We start from the raw sequence: 24499 nt of genomic DNA on the forward strand, positions 1-24499 counted from the left end.
ACTTATTCAGCGAAGGCACCATTCGCTTTCGCAAGGAATGCCGTCGAGATCGCCGTCCATATCTTCGACAGGGCAATTTTTTTGAAAAAATTTCGCTTCGTCGCAGGATGTCATTTGAGGACAAGTGGTCCGACCGTCACATGCAAAACTGGTTCCCGTCGCATCTTGTCCAGACTGGCCTTTGTTCCCGTTAATTCTGAGGAAATTCACCATTTGGCTGATTATCGGGAATTCAAACTTGGGTTTGCGGCCAGTAGGCAGAAAGCCGGCCGGTTTTACTCCTGGGACAAACCGTGGATCATGTAAAATCAGCTGCTTGAATTTTTTTGTTGTTAGGGTCCGGTTGTTTTATGTAGGCATACGAATTGATAATTAATCTTTGCATAGAGTGGATTAAGATGCTATTCATGTAAGCATGTATCTACGAACAACAAAACGTACCAACAAGGACGGCTCGGTCGCCGAGTACTTTCGAGAAAACCGCCGGGGTCCAAGTCCCGTACGAGCGCGCCCTGCTGGCCATGGTCGCCAACCGGCCGTGCGATCCGGAATCGAAACTCGGCGTCCGGGACCGCTGGCTGTCCACCGTCCACCCGCCTTCCTGCCAGAACCTGAAACTCAGGCATATGTATGAGGCGATGGACCTGCTCCATGCCAACATCGATGAAGTTGAGAAGACGGTGTTTTTCAATACCGCCAATCTGTTCAACCTGGAAGTCGATCCGATCTTCTATGACACGACGACCGCTTCCTTCCATGTCGACGCCGAAGACGATTCGGATGCCGACGCCAACGCTACCCTGCGCAAATTCGGGCATGGCAAGGAAGGGGGCTGGGCGCCCCAGGTCGTGGTGGCTCTGGCCGTTACCCGCGAAGGTGTACCGGTGCGCAGCTGGGTGTTGCCCGGCAACACTGCCGATGTCAGCACCGTCGCGCGGGTCCGTGCCGATCTGCGAGGCTGGAACCTCGGCCGGGCGATGTTCGTTGCCGACTCGGGCATGAACTCCGAGGACAATCGAGCCGAGTTGGCCAAAGCCTGCGGCAAGTATCTCCTCGCCTGCCGCATGGCAAGCGTCTCCGAGGTCAAGCGGGAGGTTCTCGGCAAGCGCGGCCGCTTTACCAGGTTCAGGGACAATCTCTATGCCAAGGAGGTCATCGTCGGCGATGGTGAAAGACGCCGACGTTACATCCTCTGTTACAACCCCGGGGAAGCCGAGCGTCAGAGCCATCACCGCCGGATGATCATCGAACTGCTGGAGAGTGAACTCGGACGGCATCAGGATCTTGGCGCTACCGCCCAATGGGCCATTGAGTTGCTGGCTTCGCGACGCTTCAAGCGCTATCTGCGGATAACCAAAGCCGGTCTGATCCGTATGGATCGGGCGGCGATAGTTGCGGCAACCAAATACGACGGCAAATGGGTGATCGAGACCAATGACGACACCATCAGCCTGGAAGATGCCGCCTGCGGCTATAAAGGCTTGATGGTCATCGAACGGTGCTTCCGCTCGCTCAAGCGCACCCAGATCAAGCTGACACCGATGTACCACTGGGCATCCCGGCGGATTGAGAGCCATGTGAAGATCTGTGTGCTGGCATTGCTCATCGAGAGGATCGCCGAGCCGGCATGTGGCCGGTCCTGGCATCATATTCAAAGGGCTCCGGACATGCTCCGGATCACAGAATTTTTTGATTTAAAATACCGTGTGCTCATGCGCAACGAGTTGACCCAAGTTCGGTTCCAGTCGTTGTCTTTGCCTTTCAAAAATCTGGTGAGTGCCCTGCTTGTCCTGCGGTAATTGTGAATGTTTTCTTCCCAGCGGTTTTTGACAGAAATATGAAGCGGTTCGGATACGTTCCGCGTCATTTTGTGGTCGAGGAGGTAAAATCCCTTCCTTTCGTCATGCTGCACATCGGTGTGATCCGGATGGATGGTGTCATGCAGGTGATCCTCAAACTCAAATTGAAGGATCTTCGCCTCCTGAATCATCCATTCCATCGCGCAGTGGCTCAGCCCGGTCTCCACATACCCTCCGCCGATATCCGAATGCACTCCCGCAAACCAGACCTGCTGGATGTCGACCTCTTCCTTGCGAGACCACAGCGTGGGATCAAAATGCTTCCGGTTTTCGTCGATTGATACGGCATGCCGGGCGTGCTGAATGATCCTGCTCGGTTCGGTGTCGTGGAAAACGTAGTCGCTTTCCCCCAGTGACCCCAGGAAAGGAATCGGAATGCCAAGCGCTCCGACGGTGTCCCAGACGCCGACGAATTCAATGCTGGTCAGATCTTCGATCGCGAAATCCTGGCGGAAGCGTACCGCCTGATCGGAATTCGGATGGGTGTCATTCGATCTTTGCCTGTACAATCGATAGGCGTCCTGAACCTTGCCGGCATGTTCGCGTTTGAGCAGACCGCAATTCCGTATCAGTCCGGCCAGCGAACGCACGGTATACGCGCCTCGGCTGAATCCGAAAAAGAACAGTTTATCCCCGGGTTGAAGTTATGGATGATGAACCTGTAGCAGTCGGTGATATTCTTGTCGATTCCGACGCCAGTCATCCCGCCGGCGATTGTGTGCTGATCGGTGCCGATGCCCCAATCATAGAAGACGACCTGTGCCGCTCGATTGGCCACCGGTTTGACTGCCTGAGCCATATTACAGGACGTTGGTGGGGAATCCATGCTTGGGAGAATTCCAGGTGCCATCACAGAATACCGCTATTCTTTTCATGGCTCACCTCCTTGCAGGGTTGAGGACGGGGATTATTCCCGCAAGTGCATTACTTGCCACCCCAAGGCATAACAGGCACGGTGGAGATGGCATTCTCCGGACTTCCTTCGATAACTCTCTTGCTGATAGCCAGGTAGACAAGGGTGTTGTGCTTCCTGTCGAACATCCGGATGACTTTGGTGTTCTTGAAGAATGCGCTGGTCTTCTCGCTGAAGACGTTCTGCTGGGCCGGCAGTTTGGCCGGCAGGGTGATGGGACCGGTCTGCCGGCAGGCGATGGAAAAACGCGACGGGTCTTCGGTGAGACCGACCACGCTGGCCCAGCCACCCTTTCGGGCCTGGCTGATATGGCAGGTCACACCGGGCACACTCGGATCCTCGAAGGCCGAGACGCAGACCGAATCGTTGGGGCTCAGCAGTTTGAACGTCGTGTCGAGGCACCCAATGTCTTCGGCCAGGACCAGGCTGGTCCCGGCAATCTGCAATAGAAAATTCAGCATCGCTGCCATTAACGTATTTTTCATATTCAACCTCTTCACCGTCTGCTGGTCCCTGGGAACGGAAAGATTGTGACGCCGATGTCCCTTTCGAAGGCAACGCCATTTCCTGACCGTTGCGATCATCGTCCGTCGATTTCGGAGGTCTTTTCCTCGTACCACTTCGAAATCTGACGCATTTTCTCTTCAAATTGCAATCCGAGGTCATTGCGCTTATCCTGGAATTTTTCCTGGGCCCTGGATGGATCGGCCTCTTCCGCGATATCCCGTTGATATTCTTCCTCGATCTTGTTCAACTCCCGGTTATATTCGTCTTCCAATTCGACCGTTTCTCGCTCTCTTTCTTCCTCGAGTTGGTTCAAATCACGATAATATTCATCCTCGTCTTGATTATGTTGCCGAACATCTTCATTCTGCCGGTACTTTTCATCGTCCCCCCTGTCAGCCATTACGGGTGTCGGGGTCAGGAGTCCGCCATCAGGCATGCCGAGGAGCAGGCCGCAATCGAGGACGACGACCAATACCAGCAGGAATAGATGATTTCTTGAGTGGGTGCGGTCCATTTTGTTTATCGGTGAAAAGACCATATCGAGGTTTGTGGATAACTTTGAGCCCATACAAGCCCATATCAATGAAAGAACTCTGATGAGCCACAACCCGGACAAGGGGCACGAAGATGCATTGACAAATCGGAGCCCCGTTCTTCCTGGATAGCTGTTCTATAACTATCAGCCAATTAATTTTTCAACCTGATCGAGAAAATTCCGTTCATTGACAAACGTTAAATCGTACATGCTGCTCAAGCCCTGAACCTGTTCCTGGCTCAAGCCAACCACGCAGAGCAGGAAGTTGGACTTGTCCATATGAATTCTTGTACGTAATTTCAGATATTTTTCAATATCGGGACGGAATTCGCCGGTCTTGCATTCTATGCAGATTGGAAGTCGGCCATCCACCAGGAAGAAGACATCCAGTTCGTGTAAATCCTCATTCGCAAAGGTGACAGAGATATTGCGCGAGCAGGAAAAAGCGCGCCCCTTGTCTCGAAGCAGTGCCGTGAACTTGATAAATACATACCATTCGAACCATCTCCCATCGAAAAACTGGACAATTGCCGGAGCCGGCTGGAGCGCCAGGCGGATAATCTTCTCTTGTTTTTGGTAGAAGTATTTGGCAACAAAAGAATATTCATAAAGCTTCTGACAGAATTCGATTATTTCCGTGGCTTCCTTTTGACTTTTCTTCGCGAGAGGAATGCTGAGGTTCTGATATCCTTTTTTCTGCGTTCGTTTGATTTTTTCGCCGATATCTTTCAGCCGTTCGTAATTGTCGCCGAGGGCTACGGCCACCTCGTCAAAGAATCCGGTGGTATCGAGGTGTTTTGAGTCGATGTCAATTTTTATCTTCTTTTTCCTGAACCAATCAACGATTGGCGCAAATTGCCCATCTTCCGCTAAGGCAGTGGTATTGAACAGATCGATATCGGCAAGGGAGGGTTGAGCGGTGTTGGCATCGTAGATTTCCTGGACCGTATTGCATTGTTGTCGCAATTTCTGCAGTTCATTCCTTTGTGCAAGGAACTTTTCCAGAAGTTTTTCCACAAATACCGTCGTGTCGTAAATCGGCGTAGCCTGGGAGCAGTGGGGACATTTGACAGACTTGCCGATGTATTCATTGGGTACTTCCCTGAGGTGACCGCACTTGTTGCAGCGAAAGAGAGCCATAGGGATTTTCAACCTATTGATATTGGATTAAATGGGAGCAGCCCTGAGATTTGCGGATGGTTGGTCCTCTGGAGATCAACCCCAATGGATAACCGGCGGTTGGCGCTCCGGCAGGCGGTAATAGCGCACCCTGGAGTAGCCGATCATCAGCGGGAAGTGATACGGGTAGTCCTGGGGGATACCCACTGCCTGTTTCAGGGCGGGATCGGCGAGCATCGCCCCCTGCAGCAGCCCGGCCCAGCATGTCCCCAGGCCATATCTGGGAGCGGCCAGTTCCAGGTAGCTGAGCGCCAGGGTCACATCAACAATCCGGACCGATGCCGGGCCCTTGGCCATGGCTACAACCAGACCGGGGGCGGAGCGTAGAATCGAATCGATGCCGGCATCCCAGGCGTTCACCAGCACTTGATAGTAGGGCATCACCGTCGCTTTGGGGTTTTGCAGCAGGGCGCCCATCCAGTCGATCACCTTGGCGGAGATCGCCTGCAACCGCTGCGGATCGTCGATGACCAGCCACTCCACCAGTTGGGCGTTACTGGCCGAGGGGGCATAGCGGGCGGTCTCGATCAACCGTTGCATTGTGGGTCTTTCCACCGGCTTGTTCTTGAACTGCCGTACCGAGCGCCGCGAGCGCAGGAACTGGTCGGCCTGAGCCGATGATATGACGAGTGCTTCGTCGAGGGCCGTGCACGCGGCCAATGGCACCTCGGTGTGATCCAGGGCGCCGTGCGGACAAACCGCAACGCAGTGGCCGCAGCGGATACACGCGGATTCGTTTTCGGGCGAAATCTCCGGGAAATGGCCTTTCCCTTCGAATCGAATGATCCCCATCGGACAGTCGGCGGCGCAAAGGCCATCCTGTCCGCATTTCTTCTGGTCGATGATCAACATGCTCATTGAAAACCTCGATTGTGGATGGGAGATGATTTCAAGACAACTCTTCAACTGCGTGAATCTGCGGCCGGTCCCCGATTTTGATAAAACCTTGGCAGATATTGACCTGGGTCAAGGATTACGCGCCGTGCCCGTGATATCTCGATCGTAAGGATATCATCAATTTCTCGTGTTCCGGTGGATGGTGCATCATGATCAGTCTATACAGACGACATCTCAAAGCGTTCATACTGCTGCTGCTCGTAATTCAACTCTGTGCTCTGGCATACGGCCCGGTACTTTTCACCGATCTGTTGAGTGCTGAGGACGTGAGCCATGCGGGGCTTGTCTGTACCCACGCTGAATCGGATTCCAGCCATGGATCGCCGGACGTTCCCCTGAGCATTGCCCGGTGTTTGGAACTGGATCAACCCGGCCTTATCGCCTCCGGCCTTGCCTTGCATCCTGTGCGTGTCGGTTCGACACTGGCAGCGTCTGGCACAAGCGCCTTGCTTCCAGGCTTCGCCCCTCCTATCGACTTCCCTCCAAAATACGTGGCTTGATATGCTGACGGCCAGGACGAATCCCGTCCAGCGCGGATCTTTCATTGTAATTTGATTTGGTTTTTTCACCACTCAAATCGCAATCAACATCTCAATTAAACATCATGGAGGAGATCTCGAATGAAGACCAGAAACGTATTTAAAACACGAGTATTGGGGATCGCAGCGCTTGCAGTTGTATCGTTTGCTTCTCCGAATGGAGCTTCGGCGCATTGCGATACCCTTGACGGCCCGGTCATTCAGGACGCCGGAAAGGCCATCAAGGCCAAGGATATCACCCCTGTTCTCAAATGGGTGCAGCCGAATGATGAAAAGGCCGTCCAATCGGCTTTCCAACATGTGCTGGCCGCAGAGCAGCAAAATGTCGAAGCGGCCGAACATGAGTTTTTCGAAACTCTCGTCAAGGTCCATCGTGCCGGTGAAGGTGCGCCATTCACGGGGTTGAAGCCTGCCGGGGAAGTCGAACCTGCGGTTGCCGAGGCGGACAAGGCCTTGGCCGGCGGTTCCGCCGATGCGCTCGTAAAATTGGTCACTGCAGATGTTGAGTCCGGGATCAGGAAACGCTTCGAACATGCCGCCGCCACATTCAAATTCAAGGATGTGAGCGTTGCCCGGGGCAGGGAATTTGTCGAGGCCTATGTCGCTTTCACCCACTATGTCGAGCGCCTTCACCAAGATGCGCTGCAGGATGTCGGACATGGCGAACAGGGTGGGCATGACGCGCCCGCAACAGAGGTCGATCACTCCAGGCATTGATCGGCATAGAAGTTGATCGTTGCCTGGTCGCCCTGGAACATTGCCCGGCAGGGATTAGTCCTGCCGGGCAGTGTTATTGCTCCGGTGAGGAAATAACTCAAGCGTTCGGCCTAATCAAAAAATATCGGCTAAAACCAACCATCAGCCAAATAGCCATCGTCAGTTCTTTTTATATGTGCCTGCCGTGGCAATAACCGCGATCCGCGGATGGAATGACGATCCGCGTTCAGCGCCGCTCTGTCTTCAGTCGTCCTCCCGAATGGATATATGCGCCTGGAAAAAATGAAAAGGGATAGTGCCGGGATCATTGCACGGCGGCGGAGCGGCAACGGTTGTTGGCCGCCAGTCGCCGCCAATCTGTGCCGGCAGAAAATGACGGGATCTGTATCTGCAGTTATCCACCGGATGGTGTATGATGCAAGGTTTGCGAGATACGCCGGACATTCCCGGCTGCCAACCCGTCCCCGGCGAATGCCGAGTTTATTATGAGCGATTCCATACCGATATCGACCGCATCGATCTACACCAGCATGTATCGGGGGGCTGTGGCCAATATCCCGCTTGCGGTCAGCGCCGTCACCTACGGCGGTGTGCTCGGGGTTCTGAGTGCCCAGAAAGGAGTGACCTGGGCCGAGATGTCGGCGATGAATGTCCTGATGTTTGCCGGTTCCGCCCAGTTCGTGATGGTCGATATGTGGCAGGAACCGCTTGTCGGTGATCGCCGTGGCGATGGCCGTTTTCATCATCAATCTGCGCTACCTGCTGATCGGCGCCTCGCTGCAGCCGGTGTTTGCCGGCCACTCGCTGTGGCGCAAGGCGCTGTTCATGCATCTGGTGGCGGACGAGAACTGGGCGGTGACGATTGCGGAGCATCGGAAGAACGGCACCAATCCCCATTTTCTCTTCGGCGGCGGTATGTTGCTGCTCTGCGCCTGGTCCTGCGGCACGCTGGGGGGAAATCTGCTCGGCAGCTTCATCAGCCAGCCGGAAAAATACGCGCTCGATTTTGCCTTTGTCGCGGTTTTCGCGGCCTTGACCCTGAGTCTGTGGCGGGGACGGGGCGATGGTCTGCCCTGGGCCGGCGCCATCGTCCTGGCGCTGGTGAGCGAAAGGCTCCTGCCGGGGAAGTGGTACATTGTCATCGGCGGCGTGGGAGGGGCACTGGTCGCCGGCGTGATCGAATATTTGAGATTGAAGAAGCGGTAACGGGAGCCAAGCGCATGTCAGCCGATCTGTTTATTGAAAATGGGCCTGCCGCGATCATTGCCGCCGCGCTGATCACCTATTGCTTCCGATTCGGCGGCCTTCTGCTGGCGGACCGGCTGCCGCGCACCGGTCCGCTGCGGATCTTTCTCGATGCGCTGCCGGGGACCATTCTGATATCGCTGGTCGTTCCCAGTGCGGTTCACAGTGGTTGGCAGGGGGTGGTCGGGGTCGTCGCCTGCCTGGCCGTCTATATGGGCACACGGCGACTGCTGCTGACGATGTTCAGCGGCGTGCTGACGGTGTACCTGCTGCGTCTGGTGAGTTGACCACCCGGCAGTGACGGCCGGCGGGTGATTGCCCCGCTAGCCTTGCCGGATCAGGTCTTCAAGGATCGTGGCGACGCTTCGGACGCATGGCACGCAGATCCTGTTCATATAGTCGTTCTCCATGAAATGCCTCTGTCCGTCGGCGATGGTCAGATTACATCCCTGCAGGAGCTGGCGACAGATAACGGAGCCATGTTGCTCGGCAAAACGGTCCATCAGGGTATTGGTCCTGGCATAGGTTGTTTCCGTAGCTGTACGATTCCCATCCCCGCCACTGCCGTATCTGGCCCCGATAACCAGAATTCCGCCAGTGATCGCTCCGCACACCTCCTGCCTTCGCCCCATGCCCGCCCCCAACCCGCACGCAAGCTTCAGCGCCGTCTCCGCCGGCAGGTCGCCTTCGTCCCGGAAAGCGTACACGATCGCCTGGGCTCAATTATAGCCGCTCGAAATCTTTGCAGCGGCGATTTCAACTCTGGTTGGCATATCCGTTGTTCCTTTTTTCATCTCCAATGCACGTCTGGCCGGGCCACGCTGTCGGCGGGAGTCGACCCGAGTCGCTGGCTGGGGATGAAGAGGGTTTTTCCCGTTTGGTAATTTTGGTCTGGGCTGCGGGCAGTCTGAGCATTACAGGCTGATGACCGCTGCATCGCAGGCGAGATGAATCAGCTCGATAGCGGTACCCATTCTGGCGCCGTCGATGAGGTCGGTCTCGGTAATCCCGCGGGCCTTGGCGCACGGAGTGCATGCAAGTACAGGTACCCCGTGGGCCTGCAGATAGGTCATGAGATCATCGGCCACATCCCCGGTTGCGGCCCTGAGGTTGTCAAGCAATCCCTTCTTGGCGAGGTAAACTCCTTCGTCGAGAAGAAAGAGGGTGACGTTTTTTCCCTCTCTGTGGGCGACGGTAGCCAGGTGGATCGCCCTGGTGGCACGATTCGGGTCGTCGGTACCGCAAGCAACTGTGATGACAACATTGTTCGTCATGTTTGCCTCCATTGTATTTTTGGCTGATGGAAATCCTTGTCAGGGTCATGAAACACAACAATCATATCACTGTCTTCATGAATGGAAAGTGAAAAGTCTTCCCTGGCTGCCAGTCAATCTTTGGCCTTGCAATCGATGTGATCGAATTGAAATCAGCCTCCGGGCAATCACCGCTGGGGCATCAAAAAAAAGCGTGAGGCCAGGCACCGGACCGGCCACAACGGCGGGCCATCGCCAGGCCCGGGGCACAATCGGCAACTGCCGCGAGATGAACTATCAGGCCTTGAGGCAGGCAAAAAAAAGAGCTGCCCGTCACCGGGCAGCTCCTTGGTCTATTATGTAAACGCAATGAGGATAAATCAGTCAGAACTCTTGCGGTGGTCGTATATCAAAAGAAATTTGAGGTAACCCTGCTACCATGTCTCCGCTCGGGAACGGCGATTTAGGCCAGCGGCTTTGCGTCCCATCTTTTCAGAATGGTTTGCTTTTCCCTAGAAAATACTGTGCGCATCATGACGGAATGTGTCAAGGGGCATGCCCATGGTCGGCAGATCCTCCCAGACGTTGCCGCTACCTGCAGCTGAGTTCTTCTTCCAGTGATCTTACCTATTCTTCCAGGCACCTCCTTTGCGCTGAGGTCTGAATGATTGTTTTGCTTCAGTTGGAAATCGAAATTCCGGCTGCTGTTGTTAGTTGAAAGCCATTGAGGCCCTGAGTCTGAGTCCTGCCAGAGGCGGGGGCGGCTTGTGCCGCCCCATCGCCTTCGCTATTTTCAGGCCCGTCGTATTTGGACTGCCCTGTCAAGGCAGGGTCAGCGCCCGAAGGGCTTGGTGGAAGACGCGCCTCGGCATTGACCGGAATTTCGCAGAGGAGGCATTGGGGGGTTATATGGTGGCCATATGGCCCTACTAAAAAACAAAGGACACTAGATCGTTAAAAGGTTTGAAAGTCTTCTAGTTTAACAGTTGTGTCTTGAATAAAAACCACCTGATTTGAATTGCTGGTATCGACGTAACCAATGACATACGTGTTGTTGCTGAAGCGAAGTCCATCAAACCAAATCTTTCCATCTGATTTAATATTGACATGGTAGATTTCAATGTCATCAGAAGGTAACAGGTCGGTTTCTGCTGATGATATAAGATCGTATTTAACAAGCTTGTTTTGCGTCAAGGTGTTGAGGCCGTGAACAATGAGAGAAGAACCATCAGTCTTGAACAGGCGGACATCTTCAACCATGGTAAAGTCTATATATTCAACATTGGGATAATAACTCCATATCTGCCTTGCATAAACACCAACAAGCGCTAATACGCTGCTGTTCGTTGACTGTATGTCAGTCACCTCTGCTCCATTAGTACCATATATCCCACACTGATAGTTGTCTAATACTAATCCGTTAGCGGTACAGGTAGAAACTACCTCATATTCATTACCAAGGGATCCTCCTGTGCCACATAACCCATTTGCAGAATCACCAAGTAAGCACTTTTCTGAAAGTAAATCATCGGTTGGTAGAATTTTACCTACACCAAATAATTTCATCCATTCGCCAAAATAAATTTTGTAATTATTCAGCACAAATTATTTTCATCAAATCCAATAAAGTTCTTGACAGGGTTTTCGTTAAATTTTTTCAGAATCCAACCAGTTTCCGACTCAGCACAGAGCACTGCTTTATTCGCCCCAAGTGAGCTGTTTTGGCAACACCGTAACACTGGTGCATACCCCCGGGTGTAAAATTTTTGTAACTATTCAGCATCCATGATTGGAACCGCACTTGTCATGAATGATGGCCATTTCCTCTGGAAGAGCAAGCGCAAGGCTTCAGAGGCGGTTAGATCGTGTTTTCTGCAGGTTGAAAGATAGCTGCGGATGCGGCAAAATATCTTAGCGCCTTCCATCGACCTGAAACACCCCGACACTTTCTGTTGAATCTTGAGCATGCGTAGATCGTTTTCAGCCTGAGTGTTTGAGAAGGGGACGATGGGGTCATCCATGAATCGCAGGATATCGTCCTCAAATTTTTGCAGCCGCTCGAGAAGATTTCTCGATTTTGATCGAGCGACTTTTCCCCGTTTCCCGTTTTTATCTGTGGCATCTGGGGCGGGGCATTCGGATTTGGCTCCATGCAGCAGGTCTCGATAGTGTTTGCTGTAGAGCTCCGACGTTGGCCGGTCATGGCAGCCGCCTGCATCATGGAATGCCTGGTTGATTTGCTTGAGCAGGATATTCATCTGCTCCGCCCACTGCTGCCCGTCCTGCTCCCAGGCTCTTTCAAGTTCGTGCAGGTGGCATGCGTTGCAGAGGGCGTGCACCAGGCCATAATTGAAATAGGGTTTCCAGTGATCATGACAGAGGATTCCCTGGTAGTTTGGCAAAATCCCCATCTCGTCCAGCGTCGGCTTGCTGTTTCAGAGTGAGGACAATGAATACATTATTCACAGCGATGGTGTTTTCACCGTCGATGTGGTTCCGGCCTTTGAATGGTGGGTATCCTGGCCGCTTCAGAGAAGAGGGGCATTGGGCGTCGCCTTAGCAATGGGCTGCACACGAGCCTTATTTGCTGGCGCAGCCCCCATGCATTGGCCGAAATTGCAGGAGGCGAAACCTCTGGGAACCGCCCGGTGCGGACTCGCATGCCGTAAAGTCCGATTTTGACAAGTACCGTCAAGAATTGAATAACTTCCCGGAAGCCAACTGTTCACCCAACTGCCGGGCATTCTGACAATCATCACTGAAATGAGCGTCTCGGTAGGCTTTTTTTATTTCGCTGGTGGAGTTGGCTTCGTACAGACTGTAATCGTCGTATTGCGTGGTGTTGTTCGCGAAGATCATTTTGCATGAGCCAAATTCCCGTCCCAGGGTGTCCCTGGTGCGTCCAAAATTTACATTGTACCCAACTTTTTCAAACAGTTCGATTGGGACATTCATCGTATAAATGAGGCCAACGTTAATTCGTCGTGGAAAATGGCTCTTGGCATAATCCGCATAATTCAGATACGGAAAACACAGGCGTTCGATAAGTGCCCGGGTCGCGGCTGATTCACTGCCGAAATATACGGGGGTGCCGATAAGGATAGCGTCGGCCTCTCGAATTTTTTCCAGCACCGGCTGAAGATCATCCTTAATGACGCAAACGATAGGACGCTCTTTGCTGAGAAGTTTGCAAGTGAAACAACTGATACAACCAGAAAACTGCATCTTGTACAGATTGAACAGCTCAACCTCGGCACCGTTTTCACGTGCCCCACTGATGGCGCTGTCAAGCATAGTCGCTGTATTCCCCTTGAGACGGGGGCTACCGTTAAAAGCCAAAATTTTCATATAACTTTCCTTGTGTTTGTTTAAAAGCGGACCCGCATGCCGTGTGGTGTGGGGAGGGGGAGAGATTCCCCCGGCTACCCGATTAACAGTGCCTTAGGCTACGTCTTTTAATAAACCGTACCGCCTCCAGATAAGTTTTGTTTCGTAGACATTCCCTGACTTAGTGGTTTCAGGTGCGGTCGTAAGTTCTATTTCGTTTTCACTTAGAAAATTCAAGTGACGGACAAAGGTTGTGCCAATCTTCGACGGAGCCGAGCAGAACTCGATAAAATGGCTTATCTTGCTTCCCTTAAGCTCCCATCGTCCAGCGTAAGCAAAAAATCTGTCGGACTCCTCCACCGCATTCTTTCCTGTTCGTGCCCAATCCGGATCCATTAAAAAGGCCGACATTCGACCATCGCTCGTGTACTGAATTTGCCCAGACGGTGGATCACCAAAGGTTAGGGATATAACATTATTTCGAGTCTGAATGGAGGAGATGAGCGACCATGCACCAATCAGTTTATCTGTATTCATTTCTTTTCTCTTTCTTTTAACGTGATGGTACCCGGCTGCTGCGTGGCTTTATCATTAGCAAGAATTCTCTTTTAATACTAACGATAGGAGTAGGCAACAGCTCATGAGTTGGGCGGCTCAATCCTCAAATCGCCCTTTGCGCTTCTGTTGCGCTGCTGACATAGCCTCGGAGAGGTCGGAAGAAAACAATATGGCTGCATTCTTGGCCGAGACGTAAGAAAGGCCTTCTGCAACCGAGTGATCCCGGCTGTAGTTCAGCGTGTCCTTGATGCCGCGAATTGTCAGCGGTGACTTGCTCGCAATCTCGGCGGCCGTTTTCAGGACAGCTGTCATAAGGCTATCCTTGTCGGTAAAGACCTGATTCACAAGCTTCATCGCATGGGCTTCATTGCCGTCGAAAACTCTACCTGTAAATGCAAGTTCCCGTGCGAGCCCTTCGCCTATGATCTTTGGAAGCCGCTGGAGCGTACCGACGTCCGTCACGATCGCCAGATCCACCTCTTTTACCGAAAACCTCGCGTCTTCGGTGGCATATCGCATGTCGCAGGCGGTGACCAGATCGATTCCCGCTCCCATGCACGCGCCATGTATTGCGGCAAGAATGGGTTTTTTGCACGACTCTGCGGCGCTTATCGTCTCTTGAAGCTCGACGATGATCTCCTTCAGGCGTTCTTGTCTCCTGCCTTCGGACAGGTCGGCAATCTCAGATCTTATTTCAGTGAGCATATCCAGGTCGATTCCGGCCGTGAAATGCTTGCCTTGGCCGCTCAGCACCCCAACACGCGCGCTGCTGGTGCTGAGCCAAGCGAAAGCCGATCTCAATTCCTTCCACATCGCCCCGTTCATCGCGTTCGCTTTATCCGCTCGATTTAATTCAATATGGACGACTCCATCCGTTTCACTGATGGATAATGTCTCGAAATTCATTCTGGTCTCCTACGGTAGAAGCCGGCTAATGTTACATTTCACCGGACCGGCGCTGTTTGCTGGTGCGTTGAGGCAACTTGATGTTATGAAAATAATTTGAAAATTGATTAATGAGAAAAATTGCAAATACTATGAGCCTGTTGCAAATTGAAAAGCGTAGCAATTTGGGGGTAAGCCGCTCCCACTGATCTTTGACATTCTACCCGGCCGCCAGCCGAAGCAACTGGTCGGCAAACAGGACGACAATGCCGAGCATCAGGTGAAGGGTTACCTTGCTGTGTCCCTTGACCATGACATTGTTGGCGCCGAAGTCTTCCTTCAGACGACTGTTCGCTCGTTCCGCACACGATCGAATTTTGTATCGTTCTGCTTCATGAGGCGCCATTTGGACAACTTCCTTGCCTCGTCCGTTTCTATCGGCAATCGGGACATGGCCAAACTTCCGGCTGGTCTCTTCAATCAACTGGGCGTCGTAAGCGGCATCCATCAGATCGTAGAGGTAGGTTACCTTTTTGCTGGTCATTTTGATCAGCGGATAGCCACTTGGCTGTCGTGCAGAGAGGCTGAGGTGACAAGACCGGATCGAGAAATATGGATTCACGGAAAATCAAAACTTTGATTGCTCCCCTATTTTGGGGAGCGAAGGAAGAGGCGGGCTCAATCGTATCGACCACCACCTCAGCTTCGACACGGCGAAAGAACCCTCCTTGGTCGAGCGCAACCACAAGGGCAGACAGAGTCCTGTGAGTATTTCCTGGAATGCGAGCGGGTAGCCAAAAAACAGCCCATCGTTGATCCGGTACAAGACACCCTTTTGCCTGTTTCGTTCTTCGATATAGGCCATCGGTTGCTCCTGCCATTTCTTGGGGGAATATGGGAGAAACGATGGGTCTTTTATAGTCACTTAGCGCATACTTTGTCAATATGTGTCAATTGGAGGCAAACTGAAAAAAACCATAAAAAAAAAGGGCTTAACAGCCAGTTATGACTGTTAAACCCTTTATTTTCAGCTGGTCGGGATGAGAGGATTTGAACCTCCGGCCCCCTGAACCCCATTCAGGTGCGCTACCAGACTGCGCTACATCCCGTCTTTGTGACGCTCTATGTAACATGAGTCGCCGAGGCTGTCAACAGAAGGTATGGCAGGATAGTCAAGGTCCTTTGCCATTCAGAAGCCGCTGCAGGTCCCGGAGTTCCTTCTTGATTCTGCCGAGAGTGGCGGGGAGCCCTTCACGCCCGGGGGATGGTGCGGCGGGCTCGACCTGGCCGTCTTCATGGTTGTCATCGGGCGGGCCGCCTTCATCGGTAAGGAATTTTCTGGCACCGGCGATGGTATACCGGCGTTCGTGCAGCAGTTCCTTGAGTTTGAGGATCAGTTCGACATCGGCACGGCGGTAGAGCCGCTGTTTGGAGTTGGCACGCTTGGGGCGAATGGCACTGAATTCGCTCTCCCAGTAGCGAAGGACGTGGGGGGGGACACCCGCCAGTTTGCTCACTTCGCCGATCTTAAAATAGAGCTTGTCTGGGATCTCCACGTTCATGCGCCAGCCGAACTCCTTGTAAGATGCGTAGGAAACAGCTATCTGTTGATCTCTTCCCGCAATTGTCTGCTTGGCCGGAAACCGACTGTCTGCCGTTTTTTAATGGTGATGGCCTCTCCGGTGCGGGGGTTCCTCCCGTTCCGCGACGACTTGCTGCGAACCGAAAAGGTGCCGAAGTGCACGATCTTGATCGGTTCTCCCGCCAGCAGTGTCTGCTTCATGGTATCGAAGACGGAATCGACAATATCGGCGCAGCTGCTCTGGGAAAAGCCGAGTCGTTCGGCAATGGCCTCGGCCAGTTCTCTTCGGGTCAGGTTGGATAAATTCATATCAGGCATCACGCAAGCTCGCTCCAAACTGCTCTGTCAGCAAGTCTACTATCTTTTTGTTGGATTTTTCAACATTCTTTTCCGTCAGCGTCTTGGCTGAAGAGCGGTAGGTAACCGAAATCGCAACACTTTTGTAACCATTTTGGATTGTTTTGCCCTGGTAGACGTCGAAGATGGCGACATCTTCGATCAGAGCGTCGCGGCTGGTGCGTATCGCGTTGACCAGATCGCCTGCGGCCACGGAACCGGGCACCACGAGGGCGATGTCGCGCTTGACGGCGGGGTATACCGGCAGCGCGGTGAACGATTTCGGGGCGGCGACGAGGCCGCACAGGGCATCGAAATCGAGATCGAAGTAGTAGACGTCCAGTTTGATATCGAAACCGCGCAGGATTTCCGGCCGGATCCGACCGACACTGCCGAGGATGGTCTCACCGAGGCGGAGCTGCAGGGTCTCGCCTGGAACGACAAAGGGCTCCCTGTCGTCAGCTCCCGGAAGATCAAAGCCGATGCTGGTCGGGCCAGCCGGCAGGTTGAGCCGCATCTGGCCAAGGATGAATTCCACCGCCCCCTTGGCGTCAAGAAAATCAACCTTGTTCTCTTTGAAATGCAGCGGCGAGGCATAACCGTGACGATTACCGCAGAGGATGCCGGCCAGTCGGTTCCTCTCTATCGGCTGAGTGGCTGCACCGATGTCGGTGAAGACCTTGCCGAGTTCGAAGAGCTTGACTTCCGTCTTCTGGAAGCGGATGTTACGATCGACATTTTCGAGCAGACCCGGCAGGAGCGATGTCCGTAAAACGCCCTGCTCCTCGCTGAGCGGGTTGAGCAGCCGGACGGTGTGACGGCGGTCGTCGTCTGATGCCAGTTGCAGCAGATCGAGGTATTTATCGTTGGAAAAACTGTAGTTGATCGCCTCGCTGAACCCGATACCGGTCAAGAGTCTGGTGATGGTGGTCCTCTTGATCCTTCCCTGGTCCTGTTCCGGGTAACTGAGGCTTACCTGGGGCAGTGTCACTGGAATGTTGCCGTAGCCATGGAGGCGGGCCACCTCTTCGATCAGATCGGCCTCCCGGTCGATGTCGACTCTGTAGGTCGGAGATCCTGACCCATAAGGTATCGTCGTCTTTGTGGCTTGCAGAGAAAACCGATCGATTGGAGCAGAGTGGTGATCGTCGCGGCATGAAGATCGATGCCGAGGAGGGAACAGGTGCGGGAGACCCGCAGGGTCAGGGTTTTCATCGGCAGTCTGCCCAAATAGACATCCCGCCCGGCATCCTCCGCCGTACCGTCGGCGAGTTCGGACAACAGCTGTACCGCCCGGTCCATGGCGTTGCACACGCCATCCGGATCGACGCCGCGTTCGAAACGGTAGGAGGCGTCGGTGGCAAGGCCGAGTCTGCGGGCGGTCTTGCGGATCGAGACCGGGTTGAAGCAGGCGCTCTCCAGCAGGACGGTGGTCGTGTCTTCGGTGACCTCGGAGTTCATGCCGCCCATGATGCCGGCCAGGGCTACCGGTCGGTCACCGTCGCAGATCAGGAGCATCTCGGGGCTGAGTTTGCGCTCGACTCCGTCGAGAGTGGTGAACGTCGTCTCGCCGTCCTTCGGGGAACGGACGATGATCTTTCCCCCTTTGAGGTTGTCGAAATCGAAGGCATGCAGGGGCTGTCCGTACTCCATCATTACGAAGTTGGTGATGTCGACAACGTTGTTGATCGGGCGGAGGCCGATGGAGGTCAGGCGGTTGCGCAGCCACATCGGTGATGGGCCGATCTTGATCGCCGGTGACCAGGCGGGCGGCGTAACGGGGACAAAGTTCGGACGATTCGACATCGACTGAAAAGCTCCTGCTGGTGTGATCGACTCTGGCGCCTTCGACCGGCAGACGCAGCGGGCGCTGGAGTTTGCCGGCGATTTCGCGGGCGATGCCGATGACCGAGGCGCAGTCGGGCCGGTTCGGGGTCAGATCGACCTCGATCATCGTATCCTCGAGGCCCAGAGCGGTGATGAAGGACTGGCCATGGGCAGTGCCTTCCGGCAGTTCCATGATCCCGGTATGGGAGTCGCTCAGCGCCAGTTCACGTTCGGAACAGAGCATGCCGCAGGACTCGACTCCGCGGACCTTGGACTTCTTGATTTTCACCTCTCCGGGCAAGGTCGTGCCGGGCAGGGCGACGACGGTGTTGAGCCCGGAGCGGGCATTGGGAGCGCCGCAGACGATCTGCAGGATCTCGTCGCCGACGGCCACCTCGCAGAGGGTCAGTTTGTCGGCATCCGGGTGGGGTTGCGCCGAGATGATCCTGGCGGTCTTCAGCGGAGCCAGCTCCTGATGCAGCGGGGTGACGGCATCGACTTCCAGTCCCAGCATGGTCAGGTATTCGGCCAGCTGATCGGCGGTGTGCCCATCGGTGTCTACATAGTGATTCAACCAGTCAAGCGTGAACTTCATGGCAGTTGTCGTGTGATGATAAAGGCTCGTTAGAACTGAGACAGGAATCGTTGATCGTTTTCGTAGTACAGACGGATGTCGTCGATACCGTACTTGAGCATGGCGATCCGCTCGACTCCGAGACCAAAGGCGAAGCCGCTGTAGACCTCCGGGTCATAACCCACCATCCGGAAGACTTCAGGATCGATCATGCCGGAGCCGAGAATCTCGAGCCAGCCGGTTTTCTTACACACCCGGCATCCTTCGCCGCCGCAGATGACGCAGGCGATATCGACTTCGGCGCTCGGTTCGGTGAACGGGAAGAAACTGGGGCGGAAACGCAGCGGCAGATCCCGCTCGAACATCTTCTGCGTGAAGACCGTCAACACTCCTTTGAGGTCGGCGAAGGAGACCTGCTTGTCAACGAGAAAACCTTCGACCTGGTGGAACATCGGGGTGTGGGTGATGTCCGAATCGCAGCGATAGACCTTGCCCGGGGCGATGACCCTGAGCGGCGGCTGGCGGGTTTCCATGATCCGCGCCTGCATCGGCGAGGTATGGGTGCGCAGCAGGATCGAGTCGCTGACGTAGAAGGTGTCGTGCATGTCCCTGGCCGGGTGGTGCGCCGGGATGTTCAGGGCCTCGAAATTATAGTAATCCTGCTCGACATCCGGCCCTTCGGCGACCGAAAACCCGAGATTCTCGAAGATGGTGCAGATCTCCTGCATGATCTGGGTGACGGGGTGGAGCCGGCCGATCTCTGCCACCCTGCCGGGCAGGCTGAGGTCGAGTCGCGCCTCGGTATCGACCGCGGTCGAAGCGGTCTGCCGGATTGCCTCCTGACGATGTTCGAAGAGCTGCTCGATTTCCTTCTTGATGGTATTGGCCAATTGGCCAAGGCGCGGGCGGTCTTCGTCAGACACCGAGCCGAGCTTGCGCAGGATGGTGCTGAACTGGCCCTTACGACCGAGGAAACGGATGCGGAATTCCTCCAGCTGGCTGTTGGCGGTAATGGCGGCAAGCTCTTGCCGTGCTTCCCGTTCCAGGCTCTGTAACTCGTGTTCCATAGCTAGTGATCGGATGAGATGCTCAATGAAACAGCATGCCGGCGATGGCTTCAACGAAACCACCGCCGGCATGCGCGAAAATACAGGAATAGCGGGAAGTTGATCAGGCGTTGGCTTCTTTTGCGAGCCGCACCAACTTCGAGAAGGACTCGGCATCGAGGATGGCCATATTGGAAAGGACCTTCCTGTCGAGTTCGACTCCGGCCTTTTTCAAGCCGCCCATGAATCTGCTGTAGCTCATGTCGTTCATGTCGGCGCCGGCATTGATCCGGGCTATCCACAGTCGGCGGAAATCGCGTTTTTTGGCGCGGCGGTCACGGAATGCATAGTTGAGGGCGCGATCGACGGCCTCGGCGGCGGAACGGAACAGACGCGATCGTCCGCCGTAATAGCCTTTGGCCAGTTTCAATACCTTGTTTCTTCTCCGGCGTGCCTTGAATCCTCGTGTTACACGTGGCATTGTCTTGCTCCTTTATTCCTTGCCCGAGTGCTCATTGTCGGGCCTTATGGGCTTATGGTCCCTGTCTCCAGGGTGGATCGATAGCCGCGATTACAGATACGGCAGTATCTTTTTGACTGATTTGAGATTGGCGGAATCGACAAGACCGCTCTTGCGCAGACCACGCTTCCTCTTGGTTGTTTTCTTGGTCAGTATATGGCTGGAAAACGCCTTGTTGCGTTTGATCGCTCCGCTGCCGGTCGCTTTGAAACGCTTGGCGGCTCCTCGTTTGGTTTTCATTTTTGGCATGACACAACTCCTTTATGCTTCTTATGCAGTGCTGTTGAACCGCTCTGCCGGTCCCTGGCGGATGACAGGGCAATCCAGCAACATTTATGAAACTCAATAACTCTATAGTATTTCAACGGGGGCTGAAAAATATATTTTATTTCGCGCTCTATTTCGGACCTACGAACATGACGAGCTGCCGGCCTTCCATTTTCGGCGGCTGAAGTATGATAGCATCCTCTTCGAGGGTCTCCATGATCTTGTTCATTGCTTCGAGACCGAGTGTCTGGGCATAGACGATCTCCCGCCCCCGAAACCGCATGGTCAGTTTCACCTTGTTCTTCTGGCTGAGGAACTTTTTGATGTGGCCGATCTTGAAACTGAGATCGTGCTCCTCGGTCTTGGGGCGGAACTTGATCTCTTTCGTTTCGACAATAGTCTGTTTTTTCTTCGCTTCCTGCTGTTTTTTCTTCTGCTCGTAGCGGAATTTGTCGTAGTTCATTATCCGGCAGACCGGAGGATCGGCGTTCGCCGACATCTCGACCAGATCGAGGCCCTCGCTGTAGGCCATCTGCCGTGCCTCTTCGGCTGTGAATATACCCAACTGGCTGCCGTCGCTGCCGATCAACCGGACCTTGGCGTAACGGATGCCGTCGTTCGTTGTTGACTGTTCTTCACGTTGAACCGTCGTCGTCTTTCCCTTTTTGTTAATAGTATTACCTCCTCGATTCTACGAGCATTTACGATTGTTTTTCATCTGGGCCAGCCCTGTTGCCGATGGCGGAAAGCTGGTTCCGAATTCCTCGTCCGTCGTTCAGATTCCGCGACCGGCCCGGCACTCTTCGTCAACTTTGCGGGCAAATTCCTCGACTGAAACAGGCGGCAGGTTCTTGCCGTCACGCAGGCGCACGGTGACCGTGCCGCTCTCCTTTTCCTTGTCGCCTACGATCAGCATGTAGGGGATTTTGGCGAGTTGGGCCTCACGTATCTTGTAGTTCAATTTTTCGTTTCGGACATCCTTCTCGATCCGGACGCCGGCCTGGCGCAGCTGTTCGTAGACCTGCTGGCAGTAAGCGGCCTGGTCGTCGGTGATATTGAGAATGCGGGCCTGGACCGGGGCGAACCAGAGGGGGAAGACCCCGGCGTAATGCTCGATGAGGATGCCGATGAACCGCTCGAGCGAACCCATCAGGGCCCGGTGGATCATGATCGGCTGGTGCTCGGCATTGTCGGCGCCGGTATAGGTCATCTCGAATCGTTCCGGCAGGTTGAAGTCGACCTGGATCGTCGAACACTGCCAGGACCGGCCGAGGACATCCTTGATCTTGATGTCGATCTTCGGCCCGTAGAACACACCCTCGCCGGGATCGATCATGAAGGCCAGGCCCTTTTTCTCGAGGGCCAGCTTCAGCGCCTCGGTCGCCCGCTGCCAGTTCTCGTCGCTGCCGACATATTTCTCCGGCCGGGTCGAGAGATAGATATCATAGTCGGAAAAACCGAAGGTCTGCAGGATATGGAGATTCAAGTTGAGGATGTTGAAGATTTCCTCTTCCAACTGGTCCGGACGGCAGAAGATGTGGGCATCGTCCTGGGTGAAACCGCGGACCCGCAGCAGTCCGTGCAGGGCTCCGGCCCGTTCGTAGCGGTAGACCGTTCCCAGTTCGCACCAGCGCAGCGGGAATTCCCGATAGCTCCGCTTGCGGGTGCCGTAGACGCCGATATGGAAAGGGCAGTTCATCGGCTTGAGCTGGTACTTGATCTCATCGATATCCATGGGCGAGTACATGTTCTCGCTGTAGAAATCGAGGTGCCCCGATGTCTTCCACAGGTCCTGCCGGGCGATATGCGGCGTGTACAGCAGCTCGTAGTCGTGCCGGTAGTGCTCGTCCTTCCAGTAATCTTCGATCAGACGGCGCAACTGGGCGCCCTTGGGCTGCCAGAGGATCAAGCCGGGGCCGATATGATCCTGGGTGGTGAACAGTTCGAGTTCGCGGCCGAGCTTGCGATGATCACGCTTTTTCGCCTCCTCCAGATCATGGAGGTATTTGGCCAGGGCCTTCGGGTCGAAAAAGGCGGTGCCGTAGATGCGCTGGAGAACGTCATTTTTCTCGTCCCCGCGCCAGTAGGCTCCGGCCACCCGCAGCAGCTTGAAGACCTTGACAAAGGAGGTGTCGGGAAGGTGCGGTCCGCGGCAGAGGTCGGTAAACTCGCCGATCCGGTACAGGGAAACGGTTTCCGCCTCGAGATCCCGGATCAATTCGACCTTGTATTTCTCATCCTGCCGCTCAAACAGCGCGATGGCCTCATCGCTCGCCAATTCGGTGCGGATAAAGGGCTGGGAGGCATCGGCGATCTCCTGCATCCGCTGCTCGATCCGCTCGAAATCTTCCGGGCTGAAAGGGGTATCCCGCAGGAAATCGTAATAGAAGCCGTTTTCGATCGCCGGCCCGATCGCGACCTTGACCTCGGTGCCGAAGACATCACGCACGGCCTGGGCCATGACATGGGCGGCGCTGTGACGCAGGATGTCGAGACCGTCTTCGGTATCGATGAGGATTGGCTCAAGCGTCGTGTCGATTTCCAGCAACCGGCTCAGATCGACGACCTGTCCATTGGCCCTGGCGGCGATAGTGCGTTTTTTCTGCTTGTTGGATTGGAGACGGTCGAGCGCTTCACGCACGGTGATCGGTGCGGGCACATTGATTGGTTCTCCATCCTGCAGGGTGACGACTATTTCCATCGCTTTTGGTGGTTCCATATAAAAATAAAGGCTAAAGAGCGAACGACCCATTGTCAAGGTCGTTCTTACTTTAGCCTTCTATTTGGTAGGCGCGGAGGGGATTGAACCCACGACATCTACCACGTCAAGGTAGCGCTCTCCCACTGAGCTACGCGCCTGTTCAAGCTATCTTTGATGCTTCGCTGAACGTATGGGATCAGAAGCATTGAACCTGCTTGAGATACCAATAAACCGAGGGATCTGTCAAGGGAAAATATTGGAGAGACCGGAAGAAATTGGAACCTTACCGGGCCTTGGCCCGGCCTTCGATCGCCCTTGCCAGCGTGTGTTTGTCGGCATATTTGATATCCATGCCCATCGGGATGCCGCAGGCCAGCCTGGTAAGGAGGATCGGTGCCCCCTGAAGCCGGTCGATCAGGTAGGAGGCGGTCGCCTCTCCGGGCACGGTCGAACTGGTGGCGATCAGCACCTCCCTGACGGCCCCGCTGGCCACCCGCGCCAGCAGTTCCCGGACCTTGATCTCTTCGGGACCGATACCGTCAAGCGGTGACAGCACCCCATGGAGGATATGGTAGTGGCCGCGGTAGGAACCGGTTTTTTCGATGGCCATCAGGTCGCCGGACTGTTCGACGACGCAGACGATCTCGCCGTTGCGTTTCGGATCGGCGCAGATGGCGCAGGGATCAGTCTCGGAAAAGGTGAAGCAGCAGGAGCAGAGCTTGATCGCGCCGTGCAGGGCGGTCAGCGATGCAGCCAGTTCAATAGCCTGCGAAGCCGGCCGCCGAAGGATATTGAGGGCGAGCCTGGTGGCGGTTTTCCTGCCGATGCCCGGTAACCGGGCCAGATTTTCGATCAGCCTGTCTAAGGCAGGAGGGACGACCTGCATGGGAGTGCTATCCGGAGGTTCAGATAAGATTCGACAATCCGGGGATATTGACGCCATGGGTGAGTTGCCCCATGGCGTTCTTCCCCGCTTCCTTGGCCTTGCGCAGTCCGTCGTTCATCGCGGCGGTGATCAGATCCTGAAGCAGTTCGGCCTCATCCGGGGTAAGCAGCTGTTTTTCGATGGTCACTGAAATAACCTCGCCCAGGCCGGTGACACTGGCCTGCACCATCCCGCCGCCGGCGGTGCCGGTGACGACCATTTTGGCCAGATCCTGCTGGATCTTGGCAATCCTGCCCTGCATCTGCTGGGCCTGCTGCATGATGTTATTGATATCCATAAATGTATA

At 54.7% G+C, this 24499-nt stretch carries 27 protein-coding genes, 2 tRNA genes, 7 pseudogenes and 1 riboswitch; of the genes and pseudogenes, 7 read left to right on the plus strand and 29 right to left on the minus strand.

Going from position 1 to position 24499, the window contains the following annotated elements:
- Positions 1-6: 6 nt before the first annotated feature.
- On the minus strand, positions 7-213 hold the full coding sequence (locus ACWGKN_RS01380; RefSeq protein ID WP_452094539.1) for an excalibur calcium-binding domain-containing protein: 207 nt from the start codon (positions 211-213) through the stop codon (positions 7-9).
- Between the two features lie 281 nt (positions 214-494).
- Between ACWGKN_RS01380 and ACWGKN_RS01385 the strand changes: the two are divergent.
- Positions 495-1724 (plus strand): annotated as a pseudogene (locus ACWGKN_RS01385) (IS1634 family transposase); the annotation flags it as partial.
- Here the strand turns inward: ACWGKN_RS01385 and ACWGKN_RS01390 are convergent.
- From ACWGKN_RS01390 to ACWGKN_RS01410, 5 genes and pseudogenes are all read right to left on the minus strand, one after another.
- Positions 1652-2709 (minus strand): annotated as a pseudogene (locus tag ACWGKN_RS01390) (DUF2235 domain-containing protein). The pseudogenes ACWGKN_RS01385 and ACWGKN_RS01390 overlap by 73 nt on opposite strands.
- A gap of 74 nt (positions 2710-2783) precedes the next feature.
- A complete protein-coding gene (locus tag ACWGKN_RS01395) occupies positions 2784-3257 on the minus strand; it encodes a CreA family protein (protein WP_424254341.1) in 474 nt (157 codons plus the stop codon).
- Positions 3258-3352: 95 nt separating this feature from the next.
- Positions 3353-3793: a hypothetical protein gene (locus ACWGKN_RS01400; protein WP_452094540.1), complete on the minus strand. Its 441-nt coding sequence runs from the start codon at positions 3791-3793 to the stop codon at positions 3353-3355.
- A 165-nt stretch (positions 3794-3958) separates the two neighbouring features.
- Positions 3959-4831 (minus strand): hypothetical protein, encoded by an 873-nt coding sequence (locus tag ACWGKN_RS01405; protein ID WP_452094541.1) that lies wholly within the window; start codon positions 4829-4831, stop codon positions 3959-3961.
- 198 nt (positions 4832-5029) lie between these two features.
- Positions 5030-5851 (minus strand): nitroreductase family protein, encoded by an 822-nt coding sequence (locus tag ACWGKN_RS01410; protein WP_035232421.1) that lies wholly within the window; start codon positions 5849-5851, stop codon positions 5030-5032.
- 188 nt (positions 5852-6039) lie between these two features.
- Between ACWGKN_RS01410 and ACWGKN_RS01415 the strand changes: the two genes are divergently transcribed.
- The 5 genes and pseudogenes from ACWGKN_RS01415 (at position 6040) to ACWGKN_RS01435 (ending at position 8678) form a co-directional block, all read left to right on the plus strand.
- Positions 6040-6390 (plus strand): hypothetical protein, encoded by a 351-nt coding sequence (locus ACWGKN_RS01415; protein WP_452094542.1) that lies wholly within the window; start codon positions 6040-6042, stop codon positions 6388-6390.
- Between the two features lie 120 nt (positions 6391-6510).
- Positions 6511-7146 (plus strand): DUF6448 family protein, encoded by a 636-nt coding sequence (locus ACWGKN_RS01420; RefSeq protein WP_052160246.1) that lies wholly within the window; start codon positions 6511-6513, stop codon positions 7144-7146.
- Positions 7147-7676: 530 nt separating this feature from the next.
- Positions 7677-7787: pseudogene (locus ACWGKN_RS01425) on the plus strand (AzlC family ABC transporter permease); the annotation flags it as partial.
- Positions 7788-7860: 73 nt separating this feature from the next.
- Positions 7861-8352, plus strand: coding sequence for an AzlC family ABC transporter permease (locus ACWGKN_RS01430; protein WP_452094569.1), 492 nt, complete (start codon positions 7861-7863; stop codon positions 8350-8352).
- A gap of 14 nt (positions 8353-8366) precedes the next feature.
- Positions 8367-8678: an AzlD domain-containing protein gene (locus ACWGKN_RS01435; RefSeq protein ID WP_452094570.1), complete on the plus strand. Its 312-nt coding sequence runs from the start codon at positions 8367-8369 to the stop codon at positions 8676-8678.
- A 36-nt stretch (positions 8679-8714) separates the two neighbouring features.
- On the opposite strand, the gene ACWGKN_RS01440 is transcribed toward ACWGKN_RS01435, so the two are convergent.
- From ACWGKN_RS01440 to ACWGKN_RS01475, 8 genes and pseudogenes are all read right to left on the minus strand, one after another.
- Entirely contained in the window at positions 8715-9098 is a 384-nt protein-coding gene (locus ACWGKN_RS01440; RefSeq protein ID WP_452094543.1) for a C-GCAxxG-C-C family protein, read from the minus strand.
- A gap of 207 nt (positions 9099-9305) precedes the next feature.
- A complete protein-coding gene (locus ACWGKN_RS01445; RefSeq protein ID WP_035232440.1) occupies positions 9306-9665 on the minus strand; it encodes a DsrE family protein in 360 nt (119 codons plus the stop codon).
- Positions 9666-10065: 400 nt separating this feature from the next.
- Positions 10066-10161: riboswitch (cyclic di-GMP riboswitch) on the minus strand.
- Positions 10162-10598: 437 nt separating this feature from the next.
- Positions 10599-11246: a hypothetical protein gene (locus ACWGKN_RS01450; RefSeq protein ID WP_452094544.1), complete on the minus strand. Its 648-nt coding sequence runs from the start codon at positions 11244-11246 to the stop codon at positions 10599-10601.
- Positions 11247-11416: 170 nt separating this feature from the next.
- Positions 11417-12064: pseudogene (locus ACWGKN_RS01455) on the minus strand (IS66 family transposase); the annotation flags it as partial.
- 271 nt (positions 12065-12335) lie between these two features.
- Positions 12336-12992, minus strand: coding sequence for a flavodoxin family protein (locus ACWGKN_RS01460; RefSeq protein ID WP_452094545.1), 657 nt, complete (start codon positions 12990-12992; stop codon positions 12336-12338).
- A 93-nt stretch (positions 12993-13085) separates the two neighbouring features.
- Positions 13086-13508, minus strand: a complete 423-nt coding sequence (locus tag ACWGKN_RS01465) for a lipocalin-like domain-containing protein (RefSeq protein ID WP_452094546.1) — start codon at positions 13506-13508, stop codon at positions 13086-13088.
- Positions 13509-13625: 117 nt separating this feature from the next.
- Positions 13626-14435: a crotonase/enoyl-CoA hydratase family protein gene (locus ACWGKN_RS01470; protein WP_035232408.1), complete on the minus strand. Its 810-nt coding sequence runs from the start codon at positions 14433-14435 to the stop codon at positions 13626-13628.
- Between the two features lie 199 nt (positions 14436-14634).
- A complete protein-coding gene (locus ACWGKN_RS01475) occupies positions 14635-14958 on the minus strand; it encodes a hypothetical protein (RefSeq protein ID WP_052160243.1) in 324 nt (107 codons plus the stop codon).
- Between the two features lie 109 nt (positions 14959-15067).
- Between ACWGKN_RS01475 and ACWGKN_RS01480 the strand changes: the two genes are divergently transcribed.
- Complete coding sequence (locus ACWGKN_RS01480; protein ID WP_452094547.1) at positions 15068-15208, plus strand: hypothetical protein; 141 nt, start codon at positions 15068-15070, stop codon at positions 15206-15208.
- Between the two features lie 238 nt (positions 15209-15446).
- Here ACWGKN_RS01480 and ACWGKN_RS01485 read toward each other — a convergent pair.
- The 15 genes and pseudogenes from ACWGKN_RS01485 to ACWGKN_RS01555 all read right to left on the minus strand — a co-directional run bounded on the left by ACWGKN_RS01485 (position 15447) and on the right by ACWGKN_RS01555 (position 24490).
- Positions 15447-15523: transfer RNA gene (locus ACWGKN_RS01485), tRNA-Pro, on the minus strand.
- 63 nt (positions 15524-15586) lie between these two features.
- A complete protein-coding gene (locus tag ACWGKN_RS01490) occupies positions 15587-15976 on the minus strand; it encodes a MerR family transcriptional regulator (RefSeq protein ID WP_035232403.1) in 390 nt (129 codons plus the stop codon).
- A gap of 38 nt (positions 15977-16014) precedes the next feature.
- Positions 16015-16305 (minus strand): integration host factor subunit alpha, encoded by a 291-nt coding sequence (locus ACWGKN_RS01495; RefSeq protein ID WP_035232401.1) that lies wholly within the window; start codon positions 16303-16305, stop codon positions 16015-16017.
- A gap of 1 nt (position 16306) precedes the next feature.
- Complete coding sequence (locus tag ACWGKN_RS01500; protein WP_452094571.1) at positions 16307-17356, minus strand: phenylalanine--tRNA ligase subunit beta-related protein; 1050 nt, start codon at positions 17354-17356, stop codon at positions 16307-16309.
- A gap of 9 nt (positions 17357-17365) precedes the next feature.
- Positions 17366-17644: pseudogene (locus tag ACWGKN_RS01505) on the minus strand (hypothetical protein); the annotation flags it as partial.
- 14 nt (positions 17645-17658) lie between these two features.
- A pseudogene (locus ACWGKN_RS01510) lies at positions 17659-18138 on the minus strand (phenylalanine--tRNA ligase beta subunit-related protein); the annotation flags it as partial.
- Between the two features lie 187 nt (positions 18139-18325).
- Positions 18326-18754: pseudogene (gene ytpR, locus ACWGKN_RS01515) on the minus strand (YtpR family tRNA-binding protein); the annotation flags it as partial.
- A gap of 29 nt (positions 18755-18783) precedes the next feature.
- On the minus strand, positions 18784-19800 hold the full coding sequence (gene pheS / locus ACWGKN_RS01520; protein ID WP_452094548.1) for a phenylalanine--tRNA ligase subunit alpha: 1017 nt from the start codon (positions 19798-19800) through the stop codon (positions 18784-18786).
- A gap of 103 nt (positions 19801-19903) precedes the next feature.
- A complete protein-coding gene (rplT, locus tag ACWGKN_RS01525; protein ID WP_035232396.1) occupies positions 19904-20260 on the minus strand; it encodes a 50S ribosomal protein L20 in 357 nt (118 codons plus the stop codon).
- A 90-nt stretch (positions 20261-20350) separates the two neighbouring features.
- Positions 20351-20548, minus strand: coding sequence for a 50S ribosomal protein L35 (gene rpmI, locus ACWGKN_RS01530; protein WP_035232394.1), 198 nt, complete (start codon positions 20546-20548; stop codon positions 20351-20353).
- A gap of 148 nt (positions 20549-20696) precedes the next feature.
- Positions 20697-21239 (minus strand): translation initiation factor IF-3, encoded by a 543-nt coding sequence (infC, locus tag ACWGKN_RS01535; protein ID WP_035232392.1) that lies wholly within the window; start codon positions 21237-21239, stop codon positions 20697-20699.
- Positions 21240-21341: 102 nt separating this feature from the next.
- Entirely contained in the window at positions 21342-23285 is a 1944-nt protein-coding gene (gene thrS, locus ACWGKN_RS01540; RefSeq protein WP_424252965.1) for a threonine--tRNA ligase, read from the minus strand.
- A 65-nt stretch (positions 23286-23350) separates the two neighbouring features.
- A tRNA-Val gene (locus ACWGKN_RS01545) sits at positions 23351-23425 on the minus strand.
- A 125-nt stretch (positions 23426-23550) separates the two neighbouring features.
- Positions 23551-24153 (minus strand): recombination mediator RecR, encoded by a 603-nt coding sequence (gene recR / locus ACWGKN_RS01550; RefSeq protein WP_035232389.1) that lies wholly within the window; start codon positions 24151-24153, stop codon positions 23551-23553.
- A gap of 19 nt (positions 24154-24172) precedes the next feature.
- Entirely contained in the window at positions 24173-24490 is a 318-nt protein-coding gene (locus ACWGKN_RS01555; RefSeq protein WP_035232387.1) for a YbaB/EbfC family nucleoid-associated protein, read from the minus strand.
- Positions 24491-24499 lie beyond the last annotated feature (9 nt).

It is taken from the genome of Desulfoprunum sp., from assembly GCF_053613775.1.